This is a genomic window from Mycobacteriales bacterium (assembly GCA_035533475.1).
GTDB lineage: Bacteria > Actinomycetota > Actinomycetes > DATLTS01 > DATLTS01 > DATLTS01.
In genome coordinates this window covers 11677-36544 of record DATLTS010000068.1, presented here as the reverse complement: position 1 = coordinate 36544, position 24868 = coordinate 11677, and the positions used below count along the sequence as shown (strand labels likewise).

General features: G+C 67.9%; 25 protein-coding genes and 3 pseudogenes. 1 reads left to right on the top strand and 27 read right to left on the bottom strand.

Annotated elements, in window-relative coordinates; all coding sequences use genetic code 11:
• Nucleotides 1-174 precede the first annotated feature (174 nt).
• The 9 genes and pseudogenes from VNG13_16220 to murA form a co-directional block, all read right to left on the bottom strand.
• Nucleotides 175-891: a hypothetical protein gene (locus VNG13_16220; protein HVA62061.1), complete on the bottom strand. Its 717-nt coding sequence runs from the start codon at nucleotides 889-891 to the stop codon at nucleotides 175-177.
• A 236-nt stretch (nucleotides 892-1127) separates the two neighbouring features.
• A complete protein-coding gene (locus tag VNG13_16215) occupies nucleotides 1128-1439 on the bottom strand; it encodes a hypothetical protein (protein ID HVA62060.1) in 312 nt (103 codons plus the stop codon).
• Nucleotides 1436-2287 (bottom strand): annotated as a pseudogene (locus tag VNG13_16210) (3-hydroxybutyryl-CoA dehydrogenase). The gene VNG13_16215 and the pseudogene VNG13_16210 overlap by 4 nt, the downstream one beginning before the upstream one ends.
• A gap of 84 nt (nucleotides 2288-2371) precedes the next feature.
• Nucleotides 2372-3211: pseudogene (locus VNG13_16205) on the bottom strand (3-hydroxybutyryl-CoA dehydrogenase).
• Between the two features lie 117 nt (nucleotides 3212-3328).
• Entirely contained in the window at nucleotides 3329-3988 is a 660-nt protein-coding gene (nucS, locus tag VNG13_16200) for an endonuclease NucS (protein ID HVA62059.1), read from the bottom strand.
• Between the two features lie 5 nt (nucleotides 3989-3993).
• Nucleotides 3994-6021, bottom strand: a complete 2028-nt coding sequence (locus VNG13_16195; protein HVA62058.1) for a protein meaA — start codon at nucleotides 6019-6021, stop codon at nucleotides 3994-3996.
• A gap of 97 nt (nucleotides 6022-6118) precedes the next feature.
• The gene (locus VNG13_16190) at nucleotides 6119-6442 is read right to left on the bottom strand and encodes an STAS domain-containing protein (protein HVA62057.1); all 324 of its coding nucleotides are present in this window, start codon (nucleotides 6440-6442) and stop codon (nucleotides 6119-6121) included.
• Nucleotides 6443-6538: 96 nt separating this feature from the next.
• Entirely contained in the window at nucleotides 6539-7393 is an 855-nt protein-coding gene (locus VNG13_16185) for a 3-hydroxyacyl-CoA dehydrogenase family protein (protein ID HVA62056.1), read from the bottom strand.
• A 78-nt stretch (nucleotides 7394-7471) separates the two neighbouring features.
• Nucleotides 7472-8743: a UDP-N-acetylglucosamine 1-carboxyvinyltransferase gene (gene murA / locus VNG13_16180; protein HVA62055.1), complete on the bottom strand. Its 1272-nt coding sequence runs from the start codon at nucleotides 8741-8743 to the stop codon at nucleotides 7472-7474.
• A 39-nt stretch (nucleotides 8744-8782) separates the two neighbouring features.
• Between murA and VNG13_16175 the strand changes: the two genes are divergently transcribed.
• Nucleotides 8783-9397, top strand: a complete 615-nt coding sequence (locus VNG13_16175) for a cob(I)yrinic acid a,c-diamide adenosyltransferase (protein ID HVA62054.1) — start codon at nucleotides 8783-8785, stop codon at nucleotides 9395-9397.
• Here VNG13_16175 and VNG13_16170 read toward each other — a convergent pair whose 3' ends face one another.
• The 18 genes and pseudogenes from VNG13_16170 to rho form a co-directional block, all read right to left on the bottom strand.
• Nucleotides 9398-9787, bottom strand: coding sequence for a F0F1 ATP synthase subunit epsilon (locus VNG13_16170; GenBank protein ID HVA62053.1), 390 nt, complete (start codon nucleotides 9785-9787; stop codon nucleotides 9398-9400).
• Nucleotides 9788-9792: 5 nt separating this feature from the next.
• Entirely contained in the window at nucleotides 9793-11235 is a 1443-nt protein-coding gene (gene atpD, locus VNG13_16165; GenBank protein HVA62052.1) for a F0F1 ATP synthase subunit beta, read from the bottom strand.
• Nucleotides 11235-12134, bottom strand: coding sequence for a F0F1 ATP synthase subunit gamma (locus VNG13_16160; GenBank protein HVA62051.1), 900 nt, complete (start codon nucleotides 12132-12134; stop codon nucleotides 11235-11237). Before VNG13_16160 ends, atpD begins: the two co-directional genes overlap by 1 nt.
• A 192-nt stretch (nucleotides 12135-12326) precedes the next feature.
• A pseudogene (gene atpA / locus VNG13_16155) lies at nucleotides 12327-13910 on the bottom strand (F0F1 ATP synthase subunit alpha).
• Nucleotides 13911-13962: 52 nt separating this feature from the next.
• On the bottom strand, nucleotides 13963-14778 hold the full coding sequence (locus VNG13_16150; GenBank protein ID HVA62050.1) for a F0F1 ATP synthase subunit delta: 816 nt from the start codon (nucleotides 14776-14778) through the stop codon (nucleotides 13963-13965).
• On the bottom strand, nucleotides 14778-15323 hold the full coding sequence (locus tag VNG13_16145) for a F0F1 ATP synthase subunit B (protein HVA62049.1): 546 nt from the start codon (nucleotides 15321-15323) through the stop codon (nucleotides 14778-14780). The genes VNG13_16150 and VNG13_16145 overlap by 1 nt, the downstream gene beginning before the upstream one ends.
• A 5-nt stretch (nucleotides 15324-15328) precedes the next feature.
• A complete protein-coding gene (locus VNG13_16140) occupies nucleotides 15329-15592 on the bottom strand; it encodes a F0F1 ATP synthase subunit C (GenBank protein HVA62048.1) in 264 nt (87 codons plus the stop codon).
• Nucleotides 15593-15646: 54 nt separating this feature from the next.
• On the bottom strand, nucleotides 15647-16363 hold the full coding sequence (gene atpB / locus VNG13_16135; protein ID HVA62047.1) for a F0F1 ATP synthase subunit A: 717 nt from the start codon (nucleotides 16361-16363) through the stop codon (nucleotides 15647-15649).
• Nucleotides 16360-16764 carry a hypothetical protein gene (locus VNG13_16130; GenBank protein HVA62046.1) on the bottom strand — a complete coding sequence of 135 codons (405 nt, stop codon included), beginning with the start codon at nucleotides 16762-16764 and terminating at the stop codon, nucleotides 16360-16362. Before VNG13_16130 ends, atpB begins: the two co-directional genes overlap by 4 nt.
• 13 nt (nucleotides 16765-16777) lie before the next feature.
• Nucleotides 16778-16963, bottom strand: coding sequence for an AtpZ/AtpI family protein (locus tag VNG13_16125; GenBank protein HVA62045.1), 186 nt, complete (start codon nucleotides 16961-16963; stop codon nucleotides 16778-16780).
• Nucleotides 16964-17195: 232 nt separating this feature from the next.
• Nucleotides 17196-18305 carry an MraY family glycosyltransferase gene (locus VNG13_16120; protein HVA62044.1) on the bottom strand — a complete coding sequence of 370 codons (1110 nt, stop codon included), beginning with the start codon at nucleotides 18303-18305 and terminating at the stop codon, nucleotides 17196-17198.
• Between the two features lie 35 nt (nucleotides 18306-18340).
• Entirely contained in the window at nucleotides 18341-19615 is a 1275-nt protein-coding gene (gene glyA / locus VNG13_16115; GenBank protein HVA62043.1) for a serine hydroxymethyltransferase, read from the bottom strand.
• Nucleotides 19616-19655: 40 nt separating this feature from the next.
• Nucleotides 19656-20246, bottom strand: a complete 591-nt coding sequence (locus VNG13_16110) for a hypothetical protein (protein ID HVA62042.1) — start codon at nucleotides 20244-20246, stop codon at nucleotides 19656-19658.
• Entirely contained in the window at nucleotides 20246-20893 is a 648-nt protein-coding gene (locus tag VNG13_16105) for an L-threonylcarbamoyladenylate synthase (protein ID HVA62041.1), read from the bottom strand. The genes VNG13_16110 and VNG13_16105 overlap by 1 nt, the downstream gene beginning before the upstream one ends.
• Nucleotides 20890-21726, bottom strand: a complete 837-nt coding sequence (gene prmC, locus VNG13_16100; protein ID HVA62040.1) for a peptide chain release factor N(5)-glutamine methyltransferase — start codon at nucleotides 21724-21726, stop codon at nucleotides 20890-20892. The genes VNG13_16105 and prmC overlap by 4 nt, the downstream gene beginning before the upstream one ends.
• Complete coding sequence (gene prfA, locus VNG13_16095) at nucleotides 21723-22790, bottom strand: peptide chain release factor 1 (GenBank protein HVA62039.1); 1068 nt, start codon at nucleotides 22788-22790, stop codon at nucleotides 21723-21725. Before prfA ends, prmC begins: the two co-directional genes overlap by 4 nt.
• Before the next feature lie 90 nt (nucleotides 22791-22880).
• Nucleotides 22881-23099 carry a 50S ribosomal protein L31 gene (gene rpmE, locus VNG13_16090; protein ID HVA62038.1) on the bottom strand — a complete coding sequence of 73 codons (219 nt, stop codon included), beginning with the start codon at nucleotides 23097-23099 and terminating at the stop codon, nucleotides 22881-22883.
• An 89-nt stretch (nucleotides 23100-23188) separates the two neighbouring features.
• A complete protein-coding gene (gene rho, locus VNG13_16085) occupies nucleotides 23189-24847 on the bottom strand; it encodes a transcription termination factor Rho (protein HVA62037.1) in 1659 nt (552 codons plus the stop codon).
• Between the last annotated feature and the right edge of the window lie 21 nt (nucleotides 24848-24868).

Sequence of the window (24868 nt, the reverse complement as noted above, 5' to 3'; positions counted from 1 at the left end):
GTAGCACCGCCGGGGCCCGCGGAGCACCCGCCGGGGCCCGCGTAGCACCCTCCGGGGCCCGCGGAGCACCCGCCGGGGCCCGCGTAGCACCGCGAGTGTGCAATTTCCGACGGGGCCCGAGCGTACGGGGCGTCGGAAATTGCACACTCGCGGTCGGCTGGACTGCCGGCGCGCTCAAGACTGCCCGGGCGGCCAGGATCGGGGCAGCGGGTAGGCGGTCGGCTGGACGCAACGGACGATCTCGTCCAGGACCCGCTCGGTGTAGCCAACGAACAGGTGTTTCGCCCCAGGCACCTCGACCACCTCGGCCTGCCCGATCTCAGCGAACCGCTTCCTGGCCTCGGGCGGCCGGAGGTAGTCGTCGAACTCCGGGACGATGGCCACTACCGGCTTCCCCGAGGCACCCCAGGCCCGCAGATCGGTCGATGTGGCCTGACGCAACGGCGGCGCAAGCAGGATGAGCCCGGTCACGCTCGGGTCGAGCCCATGCCGCAGCCCCAGTTCGCTGCCGAAGGACCAGCCGACCAGCCACGGCTGCGGCAAGGGCTCGTGTTCGACCAAGTCCAGAGCAGCCGCGACATCGAGCCGCTCCCCGTCCCCGCCGTCAAAGCTCCCCTCGCTGGTGCCCAGCGCAGATCGGGTACCCCGGGTGTTGAAGCGCAGCACGGCGATCCCGGCGAGGGCCGGCAGTCGCCAGGCCGCCTTGCGTAACAGGTGGCTGTCCATCATTCCGCCCTGCGTAGGCAGCGGGTGCAGGAAGATCACGCAGGCAGACGCCGCGGCCCCGAGCGGCACGGCGAGCTCACCGACCAGCTTCAGCCGGTCGGCGGTGAACAACGTGACCGGTCGGCGGTCGGCCGGCAGCACGGTGTTCGCTCGGATGTCAGCCATCGCGGGCACCCTAGCCTCGGCCTGCCCCAGCCTCGTGGCCACCAGTCAAGGGCTAGGGCGCAGAAGTTCGCGTCCTCGACCGGGGGCGGACATGGTGCTCGCAGAGCATTACACGTCCTTGCGCGGCGGGCGCCTGCCCGTCGAGACGGTCACCTTCCGACGACCCGATCGGATCGGTTTCCGGCTCGGTGCCGATTTCGGGCCGCTCGGCCGATGGTGGGGAGACCTCGTCAGGATCAGCCGAACCGGGGCGCGTTCTTCGACCGATGGTCTTTGACTCCGCGACGGTCGCGGCGCTGCCAGCAGACCGTGTGCCAGTGCCGGCGCGACTCGCTGCCGGCAAATGCGCCGCTCGCGGGCCAGACCACCACATGCGGCAACGTCGAGGAGAACTCCTGGTCACAACCGGGGCAACGGTAGGTTCGGCCCGCCCGGCCGGCGAGCCGGCGCACCACCCAGTCCCCGTCGGCACCCTCCTCGACTACCTCCGGAGTGGTCGGGGGCGAGCTGGCCGGGGGCTCCCGGCGGCGACTGCGCCGCGGCGTCACCGGCTCGAGTAGTCACGGAATCCTCGGCCGGTCTTGCGGCCGAGGTAGCCAGCCGTGACGAGGTGCTCGAGCAACGGCGCCGGGGCGAAGCCGGGCTCACGGAACTCGAGGTAGAGACGTTGTTGGATGGCGAGTGACACGTCGAGGCCCACGACGTCGAGCAGCTCGAATGGGCCCATCGGATAGCCACAGCCAACTTTCATCGCCGCATCGATGTCCTCGGCGCTGGCGTAATGCCCTTCCAGCATGCGCACCGCATCGTTGAGGTAGGGGAACAGCAGCGCGTTGACGATGAATCCGGCCCGGTCCCCGCAGAGGACCGGGTGCTTGCCCAGAGTGGCGCAAAGCCCGTGCACGGTGGCAACCACGTCCTCCGTGGTCCGCACCGTCGGGACGACTTCGACGAGTCGCATTATCGCGGCCGGGTTGAACCAATGCATGCCGATCACGTCGCCCGGCCGGGAGGTCGCCGTCGCGCATTCGATCACGGGAAGGCTCGACGTCGTGGACGCCAGAATCGCTCCAGGCTTCACGACCTCGTCCAGCGCCGCGAACAACGGTTGCTTGACGGCGAGATCCTCCACGACCGCCTCGAGCACGAGGTCCGCGTCGGCCAGGTCGTCCAGGCGGCTGGTACCGGTGATCCGGCTCAGCGCCGCCGCCCGCTCGTCCGCGGAAAGCTTGCCGCGCTGGACCGCCTTGTCCAGCGACTTTTCGATCCGCGCCCTAGTCTCCGCGACCTTCTCGTCACCGCGGGCGCGAAACACCACATCGAAGCCGGACTTGGCACAGACCTCAACGATCCCCGAGGCCATCGTGCCAGTTCCGACGACACCGATCCGCGAGACTTGCCGACCAAGCTCGTGCGACGGCCCGGCAACGCCCCCGCTGTCGACGACCTCGGGCGAGTCCACCCCGGCGTAGCTGTAGAAACCCCGGCCGGTCTTGCGGCCGAGGAAGCCGGCGGTGACCAGTTGCTTGAGAATCGGAGCCGGCGCATGTCGCAGGTCACGAGACTGGTGGTACATCGTGTCCAGGATCTCGTAGGCCGAGTCGAGCCCGATCAGGTCGAGCAGCGCAAGCGGCCCCATGGGCAGACCGCAACCCAGCCGCATCGCCGCATCGATGTCCTCCCGGGAGGCGTAATGCGCCTCGTACATCGACACGGCCTGGTTCAGGTAGCCGAAAAGCAGGGCATTCGCGATGAACCCAGCTCGGTCTCCGGCCGTGACATCGGTTTTGGAGACTCGGGCGACCAACGCCTCGACGTCCGCGACGACCTCCGGATCGGTGACCACGGTGCGCACGACTTCGACCAGGCCCATGACCGTGGCCGGATTGAACCAGTGCATGCCAACCACACGCGACGGGCGCCGGGTGGCCACCGCGAGCTCGGTGACGGACAGCGATGAGGTGTTGGTCGCGAGGATGGTCTCGGGCCGGGTGACGTCGTCCAGGTTGGCGAACAGCGCCCGCTTGAGGTCGAGCCGCTCGGGGATCGCCTCGACGACCAACTCGACGTCAGCCAGCGCCGAGAGCTCGGTGGTGAATCTGATTCGTGCGAGAAGCTCCCGCCGCTCGTCCTCGGTCAGCTTGCCGCGGCTCACCGCGCGAGAGGTCGAGCTGTCGAGATGGCCGCGGCCGCGTTCGAGCCCGGGCTCGTCGACCTCGACCCCAATGACCGCTATGCCAGATCTGGCCAGCACCTCGGCGATTCCCGCCCCCATAGTGCCGAGCCCGACGACCCCGATGCTGCTGAACTCGCGACCCACGTCCGCTCCTCGGTCCGGGGCGACACCGCGCCCACATCGACGGTCAGTCTCGCAGAGCCGCCGAGCCCGGCCCCGGCCGAGCCCGGCCCTGGCCGAGCCCGGGTCCACCGGACCGGGTCAGAACAGCGTGGGGGCGGCGGGCTCGAGTCCGCACATCGCCTCGTAGTCGAGGACCAGGCAGCCGATGCCCCGGGCCTGGGCGAGCACCCGCGCCTGCGGGCGGATCTCGCGGGCCGCGAGCACCCCGCGCACCGGCCGCAGGGCGGGGTCGCGACCAAGTCGTTCGAGGTAGCGTGTGAGCTGTTCCACCCCGTCGATCTCACCCCGTCGCTTGACCTCGACGGCTACGGCCCGTCCATCGCCGTCTCTGCAGAGGAGGTCAACCGGACCAATGTCGGTCGGGTACTCACGTTGGACCAGCCGGAAGCCCTCGCCGAGCAGGTCCGGCGTGGCCGCGAGCAGTTCCTGAAGATGGGATTCGACGCCATCCTTGCGTAGCCCGGGGTCGATCCCGAGTTCGTGCCGCGAATCGTGCAGAACCGCTTCGATCGTGATGACGAGTTGCTCGCCGGCCCGGTTGCTCACGGTCCAGTGGTCGACATCCTCGAGCAGGGTGCAGGGCGGGCTCATCCAGTTCAGCGGCTTGTAGGCCCGGTCATCGGCATGGATGGACACTGACCCATCCGCCTTGACGAGCAGCAGCCGCAGCGCGGACGGCAGATGGGCCGTGAGCCGGCCGACGTAGTCGACGCTGCAACGCGCGACGACGAGGCGCACCCGGCTCAGCCCTCGGAGATCGGCGGCAAGCCGTGGGATTCGCGGATCACGGCAACGATCTCGCGCATGATGGCGGTCATCTCGTAGTCCTTCGGGGTAAAAACCCTCGCGACACCCGCCGAGCGCAGGCCAGCGGCGTCCGCGGCCGGGATGATCCCGCCGACTACCACCGGCAGATCTCCGGCGCCAGCCTCGCGTAAGGCATCGAGCACCATGGGGACGAGTTCGAGATGAGAGCCGGACAGGATGGATAGGCCGACGCAGTGCACGTCCTCTTCCACCGCCGCGGACGCGATCTGCCCCGGCGTAAGCCGAATCCCCTGGTAGACGACCTCGAACCCGGCATCGCGGGCGCGTACGGCGATCTGCTCGGCGCCGTTCGAGTGGCCGTCCAGTCCTGGCTTTCCGACGAGAAGGCGCAGCCGACCACCGAGATCGTCGCCGGTCTTGCGGACCAGCGCCCGCACCGCAGCGAGTTCCGAGCCGGCCTCGGCAACAACTCCGACGGCCGCGGTCACGCCGGTCGGCGCCCGGTACTCCCCGAAGACTTCGCGGAGCACCCCGGCCCACTCGCCGGTCGTCACCCCGGCCCGGGCACATGCAATGGTCGGCAGGACGAGGTTGGCCTCTGTCTTGGCCGTGTCCCGAAGGGCGCGCAGAGCCTCATCCACCGCGTTCGCATCCCGGCCAGCTCGCCAGCGTCCAAGTTCCTCGATCGCGTTGGCCTCGACCGCCGGATCCACCGCCTGGATACCGGCATCGAGCTCGGTGGCGAGCGGGTTCGGCTCCGTCGTGGTGAACCGGTTCACCCCAACCACGACGTCTTCTCCAGCTTCGATCCGGCGGCGCCGCTCGGCGTGCGAGCTGACCAGCTGCGACTTCATGTACCCGCTCTCGACTGCCGGCACCGCCCCACCCAGTGCCTGCACCCGATCGATCTCCTCACGCGCGGCCGCAACCATCTCGGCGACCCGCGAGTCGATGACGTGCGAACCGCGAAACACGTCGTCGTATTCGAGCAGGTCCGACTCGAAGGCCAGGATCTGCTGCGCCCGCAGAGACCACTGCTGATCCCATGGGCGGGGAAGCCCGAGGGCCTCGTTCCAGGCCGGAAGCTGGATCGCCCGCGCCCTGGCGTCGCGAGAGAGGGTAACCGCGAGCATCTCGAGCAGGATCCGGTAGACGTTGTTCTCGGGCTGGGCCTCGGTGAGTCCGAGTGAGTTGACCTGCACCCCGTATCGGAACCGGCGCTGCTTGGGGTCCTCGATGCCGTACCGATCGCGGGTGATCTCGTCCCAGAGCTCGACGAAGGCACGAAGCTTGCACATCTCCTCGATGAAGCGGACGCCCGCATTGACGAAGAACGACATCCGGGCGACTACCTCGCCGAAGCGTTCCTGCGGGACCTGGCCGCTCGCCTTGGCGGCGTCGAGAACGGCGATCGCCGTGCTCAGCGAGTAGGCGATCTCCTGAACCGGCGTCGCGCCGGCCTCCTGTAGGTGGTAGCTGCAGACATTGATCGGGTTCCATTTGGGGATGCTGGTGACCGTGTAGGCGATCATGTCGGTGATCAACCGCAGCGACGGGCCAGGCGGGAAAACGTAGGTACCGCGCGAGAGGTATTCCTTGATGATGTCGTTCTGGGTGGTGCCGCTGAGCTGACGAGGGTCGGCCCCCTGCTCCTCGGCGACCACCTGGTAGAGCGCCAACAGCCACATCGCCGTGGCATTGATGGTCATCGACGTGTTCATCTCAGCGAGCGGGATGTCGGCGAAAAGGGACCGCATGTCGCCCAGATGGGCGATCGGGACGCCAACCTTCCCGACCTCCCCACGTGCCAGCTCATTGTCGGCGTCGTAGCCGGTCTGGGTGGGCAGATCGAACGCAACCGACAGGCCGGTCTGCCCCTTCCCGAGGTTGCGCCGATAGAGCTCGTTCGACTCCCGGGCCGACGAGTGCCCGGCGTAGGTGCGCATTACCCAGGGCTGATCACGTTCCCGCCGCGGCACCGCGGCGGGCTGCTGCTCGCCCATCGGCTGCCTCCACTCGCCCACCCCGATGGTAGCGGGAGCGTGGACCACGCCGGCACGAAGAAGGAGGCAGCGGGGCGGGAGCCGGCGATCCCGCGAACTAGACCGCGGGAACCGGCCCCTCGATGTGCAGGATCCGGTTCAGCCGGGTGACGCGCAGCAGCCGGCTCATCTGCGGTGGCACCGAGCGAAGCACCAGCCGGCAGCCAGTGCGTGACGCGCGGCGATGCGCCCCGACCAGCAGGCCGAGACCGGTCGCGTCGATCACGAAGACTCCGGCAAGGTCGACGATCAGGTCCTCGTCGGCGGCGGCGGCGGCGTCGATTGCCGCGTGCAGCTTGAGTCGGAGGTCGGGCACGCTGGCCGCATCAACCGGACCGGTCAGTACGACCACCCGGTCCAGCTGCCCCTCGCGGACCAACATGACGCTCCCATACCTTGGACTCCTTCGACCGTACAGACGCCGGCCATCGATTTTTGGTTGCCGCGCCGGAGAGATATTCGCCTGGCAGCACCAACGTCAGCCCGGATACTCGTACCAGCCGCGGCCGGTCTTGCGTCCGAGATCGCCCGCCGCCACCATCCGCGACAGGGTTTCCGGCGGGAAGAACTTCTCGTCCTGAGTGTCGGCGTAAATGTTGCTTGCCGCGTTCACCATGATGTCCACGCCGGTGAGGTCCATGGTCTGAAGTGGCCCCATGGCATGCCCGAAGCCCAGTCGGCACGCCGTGTCGACGTCCTCTGCCGTGGCCACCCCCGACTCAACCAGGCGTACCGCTTCCACGGACAGCGCAGCGATCAACCTGGTGGTGACGAACCCGGCCACGTCGCGGCGGACGACGATGCAAGTTTTTCCAAGGCCCTCGGCGAATTCGCGCGCCGTGGCCAGCGTCCGGTCCGATGTCTTGTAGCCGCGCACGAGTTCGCAGAGGCGCATCATGGGGACCGGGGAGAAGAAGTGCGTTCCGACCACCTGCTCCGGCCGGCTGGTCACGGCGGCGATCGACGTGATCGGGATCGCACTGGTGTTCGTCGCAAGCACGGCGCGTTCCGGGCAGATCCGGTCGAGTTGGGCGAACACCTCCCGCTTGACGTCCAGCGCCTCGAAAACAGCCTCGACCACGACGTCGGCGTCGCCCGCGGCGTCGAGGTCGGTCGTCAGGGCGATCCGCGCGAAGGTGGCGTCCGCCTCGTCCGCAGCCAGCCGACCCTTAGTGACGAAACGATCGAGTGACGTGCGGATGGCCGTCGATGCCCGCTCCAGGGGCTCCGCCCCCACGTCACGAAGCCGCACCTCCCAGCCGGCTTGAGCGGCAACCTGGGCGATCCCCGAGCCCATGAGGCCAGCCCCGATAACAACCAATGTCTGTGCCACGTTGCACCCCGACCCGCTCGACGGTTCGACGGCTCTGCCACCGTCGCCGGGTCAGGCTAGCGGCCCCGGGCGAGCGGATTACTCCTCGAGTGGGCTGTCCTCGGGCTCCCGGCTGACCTCTGCCTGGAGACCGCGTAGCTGCTCGGCAAAGCCGGCGTATCCGCGATCGATGTGGTAAGCCCCGGTCACCGTCGTTACCCCGTCGGCGACCAAGCCGGCCATAACGAGCGCCGCCCCGGCTCGGATGTCGGTCGCCCGAACCGGGGCAGCGGAGAGCCGCTCGCGACCGCGGACGACGGCGTGGTGACCGTCGGTGCGGGCATCCGCTCCCAGCCGGATGAGCTCGTCCACGAACATGAACCTGCCCTCGAAGATGTTTTCGGTGACGAAGGCCACCCCGTCGGAGACCGAAGACAGGGCGATTACGAGCGGCTGTAGATCGGTGGGGAAGCCCGGATGCGGCAGCGTTACGACGTCGACCGCCCGTGGCCGTCGGTCCATCCTGACCCGGAACCCGTCACCGGTGATTTCGACGTCCGCGCCGGCCTGGACGAGTTTGTCCAGGGCGAGCTCCAGGTGGGTGGCGCGCGCGTTGCGGACAGTGATGTCGCCCCGAGTCATCACCGCGCCCACGGCAAATGTTCCAGCGACGATCCGGTCTGGAACCACCTCGTGGGTTGCGGGGTGCAGTTCGTGCACGCCATCGATCTCGAGGGTCGAGGTGCCGACCCCGCCGATCTGGGCACCCATCCCGATGAGCATCTCGCAAAGATCGACGATCTCCGGCTCGCGCGCGGCATTGTCGATGACCGTCGTCCCTTTGGCCAGTACCGCCGCCATCAGAATGTTCTCAGTGGCACCGACGCTGGGGAAGTCGAGCCAGATCGGCGCGCCAGTAAGGCCACCAGCCTCGGCGAGCAGGTAGCCGTGTTCGATGTCGATGGTCGCGCCGAGTCGCCGCAGACCACCCACGTGCAGGTCGAGCTGCCGGGAGCCGATGGCGTCGCCACCGGGTAGCGCAACCCGGGCCCGTCCGCACCGCGCGATCAGTGGACCGAGGACGCAGACGCTGCCCCGGATTCGGCGCACATGGTCGTAGTCCGCCTCGTGCCCCAGGGCCTCGCCGACGGTGATCTCGATGGCCGGCGGGCTCCCGCTGACTTCAGCGCCGAGTCCACGGAGCACGCTCGCCATGATCGGGACGTCGACGATGTCCGGGACGTTGGTCAGGCGCGTGGTGCCCGGGGCGAGCAGCGCGGCAGCCATGACCTTGAGCACGCTGTTTTTCGCCCCGGTGACCGCAACCTCACCGGTCAGCCGCGCTCCGCCGACCACCCGGAAGCGCTCCATCGGGTCATGGTAGATGGCCACGCCGGTAGGGTCGGAAGGGTGCCGGCCAGTCGCGGATCGAAACCCAAGCAACGTTCCACCGTGCATCTCACCCGGATCTACACCCGTACCGGTGACGACGGCGCGACGTCACTCGGCGATCTGAGCCGAGCGCTCAAGACGAGTCCGCGGATCGGCGCGTACGCCGACGTCGACGAGACCAATGCCGCGATCGGCGTAGCGCTGGCCCTCGGCGATCTCGCGGCGGACGTCGCGACCCTGCTCCTCGAAGTGCAGAACGACCTGTTCGACGTGGGCGCGGATCTTTGCACGCCAGTTGTGAGCGACCCCGCCTATCCGCCTCTGCGGATCGACGAGAGCTACATCGAACGGCTCGAGCACGCGTGCGACGACTTCAACGCGCGGTTGCAGCCGCTGTCGAGCTTCGTGTTGCCAGGGGGGGCGCCGGGCGCCGCGCTGCTCCATGTGGCCCGCACCGTTTCGCGCCGGGCGGAGCGTCGGGTCTGGGAGTTGCTGGCGGCCGAGCCGGATTCGACGAATCCGGCGCCGGCCCGCTACCTGAACCGGCTTTCCGACCTGCTGTTCATCCTCGCCCGGGTGGCGAACGCGGGACGAGGCGACGTCACCTGGGTGCCGGGCGACAAGCGCCGCTAGCTAGACCGACTCGCCAGCCGCCCGCAACCGGGCTTCGGCCCGGCTGGCCACCACCCGCGCCTCCTGGTCCTCCGGGCCGGCGCCGCGGTTACGATCGAGTTCCTGCCGAGCGTTCGCCACGTCTATCTCGTCCACGAGCTCGACCGTTTCGGCAAGGACCGATACCCCGGATTCGAGCACGGACAGGAATCCGCCAAAAACGGCGGCCACCAGTTCATCCCCCTCGCCGCGCACGATCCGGACCGGATGATCAACGAGAGCGCCGATCATCGGGGCATGACCGGGCAGGATGCCGAGCTCGCCGTCCGTCGTCCGGGCGAACACAGCCTCGGCCTCTCCGGACCACACCTCGCGTTCCGGAGAGACGAGTTCAACGTGCATGGTGGCCATGGCTACTAGTCACCGAGTTCCTTGGCCTTCGCCTCGACGTCCTCGATTCCTCCGCACAAGAAGAACGCCTGCTCTGGCACCTGGTCGTATTCGCCGTCACAGAGCCGTCGAAACGAGCCGATCGTCTCTTCGAGGGGGACGAATTTGCCTGGGATACCGGTGAACTGCTCCGCCACGAAGAATGGCTGGGACAGGAAGCGCTGGATTCGCCGAGCCCGCTGAACGATGACCTTGTCCTCCTCGGACAACTCGTCGATCCCGAGGATCGCAATGATGTCCTGCAAGTCGTTGTAACGCTGAAGAATCTCCTGCACCCGTCTGGCGACCGCGTAGTGCTCGTCGCCGAGGTAGCGCGCGTCGAGAATCCGACTGGTGGAGTCCAGCGGGTCGACGGCCGGGTAGATACCGAGCTCGGAGATGGCCCTGGAGAGCACGGTAGTGGCATCGAGGTGGGCGAAGGTCGTGTGCGGCGCCGGGTCGGTGATGTCGTCGGCTGGCACGTAAATCGCCTGGAGCGAAGTGATCGAGTGTCCGCGGGTCGAGGTGATGCGCTCCTGCAGCTCGCCCATCTCGTCGGCGAGGGTCGGCTGGTAACCAACCGCCGAGGGCATTCGGCCGAGCAGGGTGGAGACCTCCGAGCCGGCCTGGGTGAACCGGAAGATGTTGTCGATGAACAGCAGTACGTCCTGCTTCTGCTCGTCCCGGAAGTACTCCGCCATGGTCAATGCCGCCAACGCAACCCGCAGCCGGGTGCCCGGCGGCTCGTCCATCTGTCCGAAGACGAGAGCGGTCTTGTCGATGACACCGGACTCGGTCATTTCGAGGAAAAGGTCATTGCCTTCACGGGTGCGCTCGCCGACCCCGGCGAACACCGACACCCCGCCGAAGTTTTCGGCGACCCGGTAGATCATTTCCTGGATGATGACGGTCTTACCTACCCCGGCTCCCCCGAACATCCCGATCTTGCCGCCCTGGACGTAGGGGGCGAGCAGGTCGATGACCTTGATCCCGGTCTCGAACATCTGCGTCTTGGATTCGAGCTCGTCGAACGGGGGCGACGAGCGGTGGATCGGCCAGCGCACTTCGGCATCGACCGACTCCACGTCGAGCGGTTCCCCGAGCACGTTGAACACATGACCCTTGGTCGCGTCGCCTACCGGCACGGTGATCGCCGAGCCAGTGTCCTGTACCGGCGTGCCCCGCACCACGCCGTCCGTGGGCTGCATGGCGATGGCCCGAACCATGTTGTCGCCGATGTGCTGGGCAACCTCGAGGGTGAGCGTCGCGGTTTCCTGCCCGAGGGTTCGATCGACGTGCAGCGCGTTGTAGATCTCGGGCATTTCGTCCGGGGCGAATTCGACGTCAACGACCGGGCCGATGATCCGGACCACTCGTCCGGTCCCACCGCCGGTGTGGGCGTCGTCGAGTTCTTCGGTGGTCGCAGTCATTACACGCCTTCCGTTTTCGACAGCGCTTCAGCGCCACCGACGATTTCCATGATTTCCTGGGTAATCTCAGCCTGCCTGGCCGAGTTGGCGGCACGGGTGAGAGACTTGATCAACTCATCCGCATTGTCCGTCGCAGCCTTCATCGCTCGCCGTCGGGCAGCCGATTCGGACGCGGCGGAGTCCAGCAGGGCCGCGTAGAAGCGGCTCTCGACATATCGGGGCAACAGGGCATCGAGTACCTCCTCCTGTGAGGATTCGAACTCGACGAGGGCACTCAGGCCATCGCTCTGTTCGTCGCTGAACTCGAGCTCGAGTGGGAGCACCCGTTTCGCGACCGTTCGCTGGGTGAGCGCGGAGACATATTCGGTGTAGACCAGGTGGATCTCGTCCACGCCGTCCTCGGCCGATCCCGCGATGAAGTCAGCGATCACGCGATCGGCAACCTGCTTGGCGTCGGCGTAGCCTGGTTGCTCCGAGAAGCCAGTCCAGTTTCGGCTCGTATCCCGGCTGCGGAAACGATAGAACGCGAGCCCCTTGCGACCGATGAGGAACGGCACAGGCTCCTTGCCCTCGGAGCGCAGCAGCTCGTTGAGGCCCTCCGCGGCCCGCAGGGCGTTCGCGTTGTAGGCACCGGCCAGTCCCCGGTCGCTGGTCACGACCACGACGGCCGCACGCCCCGGGGACTCCCGCGGCGTCGTGAGCGGGTGTTCACCGCGGGTGTAACTCGCGGCCTCGGTGACGACTCGGGTGATGGCTTCGGCATAGGGCCGAGCGGCTGCGACCCGTTGTTGCGCCTTCTGGATCCGGGAAGCCGCGATGAGTTCCATCGCGCGCGTGATTTTCTTCGTCGACTGGACCGAACGGATCCGCCGGCGGTAGACGCGAAGCTGGGCACCCATCGGTCAGGAGTCCCGCTTGCCCGGCTCGGGCCGCCGGCGGGCCTGGATCTTCTCCGTGCCCTCACCATCTTTGTCCATCGGCTTGGTGTGGTGCTCGTCGCGGCCGCGGGCCCCGAAGTCGTCGTCGCCCCCATCACCGGCAACGGCATCATCACCGGCAACGGCATCAGTATCGGCATCGGCGTGCGCCTCGGCCTCGGCGTGCTTGCCTTCGGCGCTGAGCAACTCACCCTCGGCGGGGGCGAACTGGCGCTTGAAGGCGGCGATGGCGCCTTCAAGCGAGGTGACGGTGTCGTCGGACAGCTGGCCGGTCTGCAAGATGGCGTCGTAGATGCCCTGATGGTGGTGACCGATGAAATCGAGGAATTCGCCTTCGAAACGACGGATATCTGGAACCGGAACATCATCGAGGTTCCCGGTTGTGCCGGCCCAGATCGAAATCACCTGTCGCTCGACCGGGAAAGGCGCGTACTGCGGCTGCTTGAGCAACTCGACGAGTCGAGCGCCACGGTCGAGTTGTGCCTTGGAGGCGCGGTCGAGATCCGAACCGAACGAGGCGAATGACTCGAGCTCCCGGAACTGGGCCAGGTCGAGCCGGAGCCGCCCGGCGACCGATTTCATGGCCTTGATCTGCGCATTCCCCCCCACCCGGGATACCGAGATCCCAACGTTGATCGCCGGCCGGACTCCCGAGTTGAACAGGTCGGTCTGCAGGAAGATCTGCCCGTCGGTGATCGAGATGACGTTCGTCGGGATGTAAGCCGACACGTCATTCCCTTTGGTCTCGATGATCGGCAGCCCGGTCAGGGACCCGCCGCCGAGGTCGTCGGACAACTTCGCGCAACGCTCGAGCAGCCGAGAGTGCAGGTAGAACACGTCGCCGGGATAGGCCTCACGACCGGCCGGACGGCGCAGCAGCAAGGAGATGTTGCGATAGGCCTCAGCTTGCTTGGACAAATCGTCAAAGATGATCAACGCGTGCTGGCCCTGGTACATCCAGTGCTGGGCGATCGCCGACCCGGCGTACGGCGCGATGTATTTGAAAGCGGCCGGCTCTGACGCCGGTGCGGCCACGATCGTCGTGTACTCGAGCGCACCGGCCTCCTCGAGCGCGCCCTGGACAGCCCGGATGGTCGAGCCCTTCTGCCCGATCGCGACGTAAACGCACTTGACCTGCTTCTTCGGGTCCCCGGACTTCCAGTTGTCCAGCTGGTTGATGATCGTGTCGATCGCCACCGCGGTCTTGCCGGTTTGCCGGTCGCCGATGATGAGCTGCCGCTGGCCACGGCCGATCGCGGTCATCGCGTCGATCGCCTTGATTCCGGTCTGGAGCGGTTCCTTCACCGGCTGGCGCTGAACCACCGAAGGCGCCTGAAGTTCCAGGGCGCGGCGCTCGCTGGTTTCGACGTCGCCCTTACCGTCGATCGGCCGCCCCAGCGGATCCACCACCCGGCCAAGAAACCCGTCACCCACCGGCACCGAGAGGATCTCGCCGGTCCGGCGGACCTCCTGGTTCTCCTCGACGTGCTGCGAGTCCCCGAGGATGACGCAGCCGATCTCGCGCTCGTCAAGGTTGAGCGCGAGGCCCAGCACCCCACCCTGGAACTCGAGCAGCTCGTTCGTCATGCAGGAGTGCAAGCCTTCGACCCGGGCGATGCCGTCCCCGGTCTCGGTGACCCGGCCGACCTCCTCGCGCGTGGTGTCCGGCTTGTAGCCCTGGACATAGCGCTCCAACGCCTCCCGGATCTCATCCGGCCGGATCGTCAACTCGGTCATGTCGCTGTCTCGTTTCCTCGTGGGCTCGGTGCCGTCTCGGTGGTTTCGACGGTCAGGTCAGTCCGCGCAGCGCCTGGCTCAGGCGGGTGGCCACGCTGCCGTCGATGACCTCGTCCCCGACCCGGATGACAATGCCGCCGACGAGTGCCGGGTCGATGCTCACCTGCAGCCGCACGTCATGGTCGAACATCGCGCCCAGCCGGTCGGTGAGCCGCGCCCGTTCGGCCTCGGTGAGCTCGACAGTGGCGTGCACATCGGCGATGTATCTGGACTGCCTTTCCGCCGCGAGCCGGGCCAGCTCCGCTACCGCCTCGTCGACCGCTCGGCCACGCGGCTGGCGGACGACGCTGTCGATCAGGCGCAAGCTGACCGGGGTGACCTTCCCGGCGAGCAGCGCGTGCACCAGCTCCAGCTTGTTCTCGGTAGGGAGTGTGGGGTCGGCAAGCGCCGCCCAAAGCGCAGGCTCACGGTCCACGATCCGGCCGAAGCGGAAAAGCTGGTCCTCGACCTCGTCGAGACTGCCGGCGCGCTCGGCCCGGGCGAACAAGGCTTCGACGGCGAGCCGCTCGATCGAGTCGACAAGGTCGACCGACCGCGACCACCTTCCGGCGGCCAGTGCCTGGACGACGCCGACCGCAGCCGGCGACATCTGCGACCCGAGCAACTGCGCGATCACGTTCTGCTTGGCTTCCCCCGGGAGCCCGGGGTCGGACAACGTCCGCCGCAGGCCGTGCTCCCCGTCCAGCAGGCGAACCGCGGCGAACAGGTCGTCGGCGAGCCCCATCAAAGCGTCCTCGGCGAGCTCGGTGCCGAGGGCATCCAAGCGCCGCCGTCCGACGGCCAGCGACGCGCGGCTGGCGCCTTGCATCAGCGGACCTGCTCGGCGGTTTCCGGCTGTTCGAGCTCGGCGAGGAATCGCTCGACGACCCGGTGCTGCAGGGCGTCGTCACTGAGCTGCTCCCCGACGATCCGCCCGGCCAGCTCGACCGCGAGGGTGCCGATCTGGGTCCGGAGCTCCTCGAAAACGCGCTGGCGTTCGGCGCCGAGTTGTTCCTCGGTGCGCGCCAAAATGCGGGCCGCCTCCTCCCGGGCTTCGGCGAGGATCTCGTTCTTGCTCCGCTGCGCGTCTGCGTGTGCCTGCTCGCGGATCTCGGCCAGCTCGGCTTTGGTCTTGGCGACCGCCGCCTTGTACTCCTCCTCGGCCTTCTCCAGCCGCTCGCGGGCCGCCTGGCTCTCGTCCAGCTGCTGCTGGATGAACTGCTGCCGCTCGTTCATCGCCTTCTGAACGAAGGGCAGGATCCACTTGGCCAGTACACCCAGGATCACAAAGAAGATGACCAGTTCGACGATGAATGTGGCGTTCGGGACCAGGAAGTTGCTCTGGCCCGACGCCGCAAGGACGTTCAGGCGCATCCCGGCTACTTCTTCGCGAGGACGAAGACGAACAGGGCCATGAATGCGAGATTGATGAAGTACATCGCCTCAACGAGACCCACCGTGAGGAAGAAGATCGAGAACAGTCGGCCCTGAGCCTCCGGCTGCCGGGCCACGCCGGCGATCGTCGAGCTGCCGGCCAATCCGTCGCCGATGGCAGCGCCGATGGCGCCCCCGCCGAGAGCCAGGCCGCCGCCGGTGAAGGCGCCGGCGTATTGGATCGCTTGGTTGAGCGTGTTCGCTGCCATTTCTCTCCTTGGTACGGAACCGGGGGAAATTTCTGGACTAGCCGGCGGCCCGCGTCAGTGTCCCTGCTCCGACACGGCGAAGCTGAAATACAAGATCGTAAGGAGCGCGAAGATGAAGGCCTGGATGACGCCGATCGCGGAGTCGAAGACCTTCCAGATCAGGTTCGGCGCCCACAGGATGAACACCGGCATGATTCCGATGAGGGCCAGCATGATGCCGCCGGAGAAGATATTGCCGAACAACCTCAGCGCGAGCGTGATGGGCTTCGCAATCTCCTCGATGATCTTGATTGGGGACAACCACAGCGGCTTGAAGAAACTCTTGACGTACGGGAAGAACCCCCGCCGGCGGATCGCAGCCGCGTGGACCCAGAAGACGACGGTGAAGGCCAACGCATAGGTGAGGTTCGTATCCGCGGTCGGTGGCGGGATGTAGTTGGGCGTGTCGCCGAACGGCAGCTGGCCGATCCAGTTCGCAACCAGGATGAACAGGAACAGGGCCATCGCCAACGGCACGGCTGCCGGGACAACGTCGACCCCGATGCTGTCGTGAACCTGCTTCTGGACGGCAGCGGCGACGGTCTCGAAGAACAGCTGGAGCTTACCGGGAACTCCGTGCGTCAGTCTGCGCCGGACCCAGAGCCCGAGCACCAGGACGATCGCCGCCGCGATCAGGGTGGACCAGATCGTGTCGACGTTGAACGTCAGCCCGAAGAACTTGCGGGTGACATGGTCCCCGATCTGAATGTCGGCCGCGGGTAGCCGGATCATGACTTCCGGATCTCCTGCAACAGCGGCCGCGCGGCCATCGTGAGGAGCAGGACCTGGAAGCCCGCGAGGCCCACCAGCACTCCCCAGCCGCCCGGACGGACCGCGACGAGCAGGAGCAGTGCGATCGCGCTGATGACCGCGAGCCGTCCGAGGGCGCCTCCGACGAAACGGCGCTTCCGATAGGTGCGTTCCCCAGCGGCGATCCGGGCGGCCCCATGCGCCACCATCCGGGAGTTATATGCGCCGAGGCCGAGCCCCACGCACACCAGCAGGCCAGCGGCGTAGGAGCCGGTGAGCGAAAGCGCCGCGAGAGCGACCCCGCCGACGATCAACGCCACGATCAGCGTCCGGCGGTAGTTGACTGCAACCTCGGAGAGCGGCTGCCCGGGATAGGCGTGCACTAGACCTTCCGTCTCAGTCCCTGAAATACGTGCGGATCTGCCACCAGGTAGCGAGGCCGGCCGCGAGGATGCCGGCCGCCAAGCCCACGAGGGTGAATACGGGAGTGCTGGCGAGCTGCCGGTCCAGGAGCCAACCGAGCCCCATCCCGGCCACCAGGCACAGTGCCGTCATCGTACCGAGCGTCAGCAGCGTGCCCACATCCGGCCCGCGCCGGGGTGGTTCCCATTGCTTACCCGGGGGGCCCGGGTCGGCTGATGCAGGCACTCACGGTCATCTCCATCGAGGGTCGGGCCGGCACGACTAGCGCATCGCACCGGCGGGCGGTTCGGCTGGCGCGGCGCCGCCCGTCCCGCTCGGAGCGAACGGACGCTACCACGCTGCCTAGCGCGCTCGGGAAGTCGGGTCGGCCATGCCGCCGGCGGGAACCGATTTACCGGCGGACCGCGGCCGCGCGGCGGGCCCACCACCGTGGCCGGCTGCTGACGAGCACCAGCAGGACGGCCAGGCTGCCGGCGACAGCGAGCACCGGAACGGTGCCGTGCGTGATCGACACGGCGACGGCGGTTCCGGCCAACAGTGCCGACCAGAAGTACATGATGAGGACGGCCCGGGTCTGGGTGTGCCCGATCTCGAGGAGCCGATGGTGCAGATGCGCCTTGTCCGGTGCCCACGGGGCCCGGCCGCTACGGGTCCGGCGAATTACCGCGAGGAGAAGATCGACGAGTGGAACGGCAAGAACAGCGAGCGGTACGAGCAGCGGGAGCAGCGCGGGGAAGACGTCGGAGTTCTGCACGGCGTTCGCATCGAGCTGGCCAGTGAGGCTGATCGTCGATGCGGCAAGCATCAGCCCGAGCAGCATGGATCCCGAATCTCCCATGAAGACCCGTGCCGGGTTGAAGTTGTGCGGCAGGAAGCCCACGCATGCCCCTGCGCACACGGCCGTCAGGAGCGTGGGGGCGGTCGCCCGGTCGAAGTGGTGCACCACAGAGAGCTGGTAGGAGTACGCGAAGAACGCCAGCGAAGCGATGCAGACGATCCCGGCCGCCAGCCCGTCCAGCCCGTCGAGGAAGTTAACCGCGTTGATGGTGAGGACGACGAGCAGCACTGTCGCCGGCACACCCACGTCTGGGCTAAGTGACAGCTCGAAGTGCGGGAACGGGAGGAAAAGTAGCTGCACCCCCTGCAACACCATGATCCCGGCAGCGAGGATCTGGCCCGCCAGCTTGGTGAGCGCGTCGAGCTCGTAGCGGTCGTCGAGCGCACCGAGCACGACGAGCAACGCACCGCCGAACAACACGCCGCGAGTCGCCGAGGAGATGAAGACCCGCTGCAGCGTGGGCAGCCGGCTCGCGACAAGCAGGCCAGCCGCGATCCCGGCGTACATGGCGATCCCGCCGAGTTTCGGCGTCGGGATGGTGTGGACATCACGATCGCGGACCCGCGCCAACGCGCCCAGCGCAACCGCGAGTCGACGGACCAGCGGGGTCATTACGTAGGTCACCCCGGCGACAACGACGAGAGTCAGCGCGTACTCCCGCACCGGGGGCTCGCCGTTCGCTCGGGTCGCGGCCGGCGCTAGGAGCGGGGGTACGCGGGGTGGCGGTCGACGAGGGCTCGGACCGCGGCTCGGATCTCACCGGCCGCCGAGCCGCTCTCGTCGCGCACGGCGCGGCCGATCAGCGAGGCGACCTCTTTCATCTCCCCCTCCGTCATCCCCTGCGTCGTCACCGCCGGGGTTCCGACCCGAACCCCGGAGGCGACGGCCGGCGGTTGCGGATCGAACGGGATGGCGTTCTTGTTCAGGGTGATCCCGGCGACGTCGCATCGACTCTCGGCATCTCGCCCAGTGACGGCAAGCTCTCGGAGATCGAGCAGGGCGAGGTGGGTGTCGGTCCCGCCGGCCACCGGCCGCAGCCCTTCCGCGCCCAGACCCTCGGCGAGCGCTTGGGCGTTGGCGATCACCTGCCGGGCGTAGGACCGGTACTCGGGTGCCAGCGCCTCCTTGAGCGCCACCGCCTTGGCCGCGACCGCGTGCATGAGCGGACCGCCCTGAGTGAACGGGAAGACCGCTTTGTCGATCCGCTGAGCAAGGTCAGCCTTGCAGACGATCATCCCGCCGCGCGGACCGCGCAGCACCTTGTGCGTCGTAAACGTGACCACGTCCGCGTGTGGCACGGGAGACGGGATGGCCTGGCCAGCAACCAGGCCGATGAAGTGCGCGGCGTCGACGACCAGCCACGCTCCCACCTCGTCGGCGATCGCCCGGAAGGCCGGAAAGTCGATCAGCCGAGGGTAGGCAGTGGCGCCGCAGATGATCATCTTCGGATGGTGCTCCCGGGCAAGCTCGCGCACCTGGTCGTAGTCGATCAGCTCGGTGTCCGCACGGACGCCATAAGGCACGATCGCGAACCATTTGCCGGAGAAGTTCACCTTGCTGCCATGGGTGAGGTGACCACCGTGCGGCAGGCTCATCGCGAGCACCGTGTCGCCCGGATTGAGCAGCGCCGCGTAGGCCGCCAGGTTGGCCGATGCCCCCGAGTGCGGCTGAAGGTTGGCGTGCTCGGCTCCGAAGAGTTCCTTCGCACGCGCGATGCCGATCTCCTCGGCCTTGTCGACCTCGGAGCATCCTCCGTAGTAGCGCCGACCCGGATAGCCCTCGGCATACTTGTTCGACAGGGTGCTGCCGAGGGCGGCGAGCACCGCCGGCGAAGTGAAATTCTCGCTCGCGATGAGCTGTAATCCCCCGCGCAGGCGTTCGAGCTCCCCGAGCACGACAGCGGCGATCTCAGGATCTGTGGTCTGGAGGGACGCGAAGTCCGGGCCCCAGAAGGGGGTGTCGAGCACGCTCATCGGCATCTCCCGGACGTTCGGCGTCGGCGGTGGACCTACTCTACGACCCGGCGCCGGTGCGTTCCGTGCTCGCCACGATCACCGACAGTGGACCGGCCAACCCGTCCTGGATCAGGGTGGCGCAGTCCCGGAAGACGCTGGCCGGCCCCCGATACGGGTCCGGGATGTCGTCGTCAGCCGGCGCCACCGGCGGAACGAGGCCCCGCCGGGCAGCGGCCGCCCGGACCAGCGACTGGGCCCGGACGGCTGGTGGGCCCGCCAGCAGCGTAGCCGGGTCAACCGCCGCGACCAGCCGAGCGAACTCTCGGATGGTGAAGGTGCGACCGGCCGCCCGGGGGGAGAGCGTCACGACCGCGGCCCGATGCTCGCGGCTCGCGGTGAGAATGAGCTCGGCCGTCTCGACCGTCGTGACGGTGAGGTCACGGGCACCCAAAAACCCGTCCGGATCGCCCCCGAGCTCGTGTACCGCATCGGCGGCAAAGGGTTCCATCGGTGCGCCGGCAATACCCCACGTGCCGGCACTGGTCACCTCGAACCCCGCGGCCCCGCCCAATCCGGCAGCGAACAGCCGCTCGGCCATGGGCGACCGGCATAGGTTCCCAGTGCACACGAATAGCACCCCGAAGGCCATCAGACTTCCACTACGAGGTCCGCGACCACCTCGCGAATCCGGTCCGCCCCGAGCGCCCCCGCTCTGAGTAGCCGGGGAACCGAACCGGTGAGGTCGACGATGGTCGACGCGAGACCGCTGCTGACCGGACCGGCGTCGAGGTAGACGTCGACAGACCCACCGAGCTGGCGTTCGGCCGTCGCGGCATCGCCGGCGGGTGGCAAGCCGCTCCGGTTCGCACTCGAGACGGCGAGTGGCCCGGTATCGGCGATCAGCTCCAGGGCCACCGGATGCAGGGGCATCCGGACGGCCACCGTGCCGCGGCTGTCACCCAGATCCCAGGCCAGGTGCGGCGGATGGTGGAGCACGAGGGTCAGCGGACCCGGCCAGAAGGCGTCGACCAACGAGCGAGCGGCGACGGACAGCCCGTCAGAGACCCCGTCGAGCATGCGGATGGAGGCCACCAGGACGGGTACCGGCAGCTCCCGGCCCCGCCCCTTGGCGGCCAAAAGCATCTCGACGGCCCGCGGCGTGAACGCGTCCGCGCCGATGCCGTACACCGTGTCGGTCGGCAAAACAACCAGGGATCCCCGACCGATCGCACCGATCGCCGCCCTAAGCCCGCGCTCCCGGTCCAGCGGATCGGCGCAGTCGTACCGCTCGCTCACGTCGGTCGCCGACCGGTGGCGAAACGCGGCCGACCGGTCAGATCCGAGTGGTCGGCCGGGTCCAGAAACCCGAGCCCAGCGAGCAGCTCGACGGCTGCCGGTCCCTGGGTGTCGCCGTGCTCCACGGCGACGAGGCCGCCGCCGCTCAGCAGCTCCCAGGCGCGACGTGCAACCATCCGCACCCCGGCCCGGCCGTCCTCGTCGGCCCACAACGCCGCCGCCGGCTCGTGCTCGCTCACCTCTGGCTCCACGATGGCGAGGTCGGCGTGACTCAGATATGGCGGATTCGCAACCACGAGGTCCACCGGCCCGTCCGGGCCAGCGGTCGCCGCGTCGCCCGGCCAGCAGCGCACCGCCGAGCCCGCCGTGTTGCGGCACAACCAGTGGAGGGCGGCGGGTTCGCGCTCGACTGCGTGGACTTGTGCGGCCGGCAGTTCGTGGGCCAACGCCAGCGCGATCGCACCGGAGCCGGCGCACAGGTCGACGATCCGAGGCGCCGGATGGGCACCGAGCTCGCGCACGCACCAGCCGACTAGGGCTTCGGTCTCCGGTCTCGGGATGAACACCCCTGGACCGACGGCGAGGTCGATCCGCCGGAATCCCACCGTGCCAGTCAGATACTGCAAGGGCACGCGCGTCGCGCGGCGCGCCACCAATTCGGCGAAGCGCCGCTCCGCAGGAATGGAGAACCCGGCGGCGCGGGCGAGCTGTCCGGGCGGGACGCCGAGTACCTGCGCGGCAAGCACCTCTGCATCGTGCCTCGGCGAGGCGACCCCCGCGATCGCCAACGTCTGCACGGCAGCCCGCACCGCGGCGTCGCCGTCCCCCGTCACTCGGTCACCTCCCCGAGTCGCTCCGCGGTGTCAGCGTCGATGAGCGCCTGCACCACCGCGTCCAGGTCGCCGTCGAGCACCTGATCGAGGTTGTAGGCCTTGAACCCCACCCGGTGGTCGCTGATCCGGTTCTCCGGGAAGTTGTAGGTACGAACGCGCTCTGACCGGTCGACGGTCCGGACCTGGCTGCGCCGCTCGGCGCTGGCCGTAGCCGCCGCCTTCTCCTCTGCCGCGGCAAGCAACCGGACCCGCAGGATGCGCATTGCCTGTTCCTTGTTCTGCAGTTGACTCTTCTCGTTCTGACAGCTCACCACGATGCCGGTTGGCAAATGGGTGATGCGAACCGCTGAGTCGGTGGTGTTCACGCTTTGCCCCCCCGGTCCTGAGGAGCGGTAGACGTCGATCCGAAGATCCGCCGGGTCGATCGTCACCTCGACATCCTCGACCTCGGGCATCACGAGCACGCCGGCGGCACTGGTGTGGATCCGCCCCTGCGACTCGGTCGCCGGGACCCGCTGGACTCGGTGCACGCCGCCTTCGTACTTCAGCCGGCTCCACGCACCCGTGTCGCCGCGCCCGCGGATCGCGACAGTCACGTCCTTGTAGCCGCCCAGATCGGACTCCGTGGCATCGAAAACTTCCGTCTTCCAGCCCTGCCGCTCGGCATAACGCAGGTACATGCGCAAAAGGTCCGCCGCGAACAGTGCCGACTCTTCGCCACCCTCGCCGGCTTTGACCTCGAGGAGAACGTCCTTGCCATCGTTGGGATCTCGGGGGACCAGCATGATCCGGAGCCGTTCGGCCAGCTCGTCGCTACGGGCGGTCAGGCTGGCGATCTCGGAGCGGAAGGACTCGTCCTCGGCGACCAATTCGCGCGCGGCCGAGAGATCGTCTTCGGTGGCCCGATAGTCACGGTAGAGCTCGACCACGGGTCCGAGTTCGCTGTAGCGACGCCCCACGCGCCGGGCGGTCACCGGATCGTTGTGGATGGCCGGGTCGGCGAGTTGGCGCTCGAGCTCGAGGTGCTCGGCGACGAGCGCAGCCGCCGTCGCGAAGTCACTCACCGGCCCTCCTCATTGGAATCCCCGCGGACATGCCACGGCGCCGGTCGCCAGGCCACCCAGAGGCGCCCAGCGGCCGGCGCCGCCGCGAAGCTAGGCCTTGCCGGTCTTTTTCCCGAAACGCCGCTCGAACTTCTCGACCCGACCACCGATGTCGAGAATCTTCTGCTTCCCGGTGTAGAAGGGATGGCAAGCCGAGCAGACCTCAGCATGGATGACACCGCTCTTCGCGGTGCTCCGTGTGCTGAATGTATTCCCGCAGCTGCATGTGACCGTCGTTTCGACGTACTCCGGGTGGATGTCAGCTTTCACAGTTACTCCCTCAGGGCCGAGCGTTGGTCTTTGCCTTTAACGACGCCCCCTCCCCCGCGCTTCCCGCGGGGTCGGGGGAATCCGTCGGGCTATTCGTTTTCCCCGACTGTGGTCTTCTGGATCTGCATCAGGAACTCGATATTCGTGTGGGTCTTCTTCATCTTGTCGAGAAGAAGTTCCAGAGCCTGCTGCTGATCCAGCGCGTGCAACACGCGACGGAGCTTCCAGACCACGGCGAGCTCATCCGGGGCGAGCAGGATCTCTTCCTTGCGGGTGCCGGAAGCGTCCACGTCGACGGCGGGGAAGATCCGCCGGTCGGCCAGCTTCCGGTCGAGTTTGAGTTCCATGTTCCCGGTGCCCTTGAACTCTTCGAAGATGACTTCGTCCATTCGGGAACCGGTCTCGACGAGCGCGGTAGCGAGGATGGTGAGCGACCCACCGTCTTCGATGTTGCGGGCCGCGCCGAAGAACCGCTTCGGAGGATACAAGGCGGTCGAGTCCACGCCGCCGGACAGGATCCGCCCGGACGCCGGCGCCGCCAGGTTGTAGGCCCGACCCAACCGGGTGATCGAATCCAGCAGGACCACCACGTCGTGGCCAAGCTCGACGAGCCGCTTGGCCCGCTCGATAGATAGCTCGGCGACGGTCGTGTGGTCCTCCGCAGGCCGGTCGAAGGTAGAGGCGATGACCTCGCCCTTCACCGAGCGCTGCATGTCTGTGACCTCCTCGGGCCGCTCATCGACGAGCACAACCATGAGATGAACCTCGGGGTTGTTCGTCGTGATCGCGTTCGCGATGGCTTGGAGCACCATCGTCTTTCCGGCCTTGGGCGGCGAGACGATCAGGCCACGCTGGCCCTTCCCGATCGGGGCGATGAGGTCGATGATCCGGGTCGTGAGCTGCTGGGGCTCGGCCTCGAGGCGCAGCCGCTCCTGCGGGTACAGCGGGGTCAGTTTGTTGAACTCGACCCGCTGCCGGGCCTCGTCCGGCTCGGTGCCATTGACCGTGTCCAGGCGAACCAGCGCGTTGAATTTCTCCCGCCGTTCACCGTCGCGCGGCTGGCGGATCGCTCCGGTGACCGCGTCGCCCTTTCGCAGCCCGTTGCGCCGGACCTGGGCCAGGGAGACGTAGACGTCGTTCGGGCCGGGAAGGTAGCCGGACGTCCGGACGAACGCATAGTTGTCGAGAATGTCGACAATCCCCGCGATCGGGAGCAGGACGTCGTCCTCGCCGATGACCGGCTCGGCTTCGCCACCGAACCGCTCGCGCGGACCTCGGTTGCGATTGCGCTCCCGGAACCGCCCACGCCGGTTGCGCCGGCTGTCGAAATCGTCCCCGACTGGGCTTTGACCCGGCGGACCCTGGCCCTGACCCGACTGGCCCTGGCCCTGGGCCGACTGGCCCTGGCCCTGGCCCGACTGGCCCTGGCCCGACTGGCCCTGCTGACGGTCCCCGCCCGGGTGCCGGTCACCCTGCGGGCGTTGCCCGCCCTGGCGCGGCTGGTTCTGCCGGTCCTGGCGCGGCGGGGGTCGCTCACCGGCGGCACCGGGTCCGGCACTGGCCGGCGAGTCGCCGGCCGGCGCGACCCAGGCCCTGCTCTCCGGACTGGAGCTGCCGTTGCCGTTGGCCAGCGCGGGCGGCGGGTTGCGCCGCTCCTCGATGGCAGAGATGAGCTCGCTCTTGCGCATCTTCGCCGTCCCGCTGATGCCGAGCTCGGTAGCCATGCCCTGAAGTTCCGGCAGCAGCATGGTGGTGAGCGCTCCTCCGCG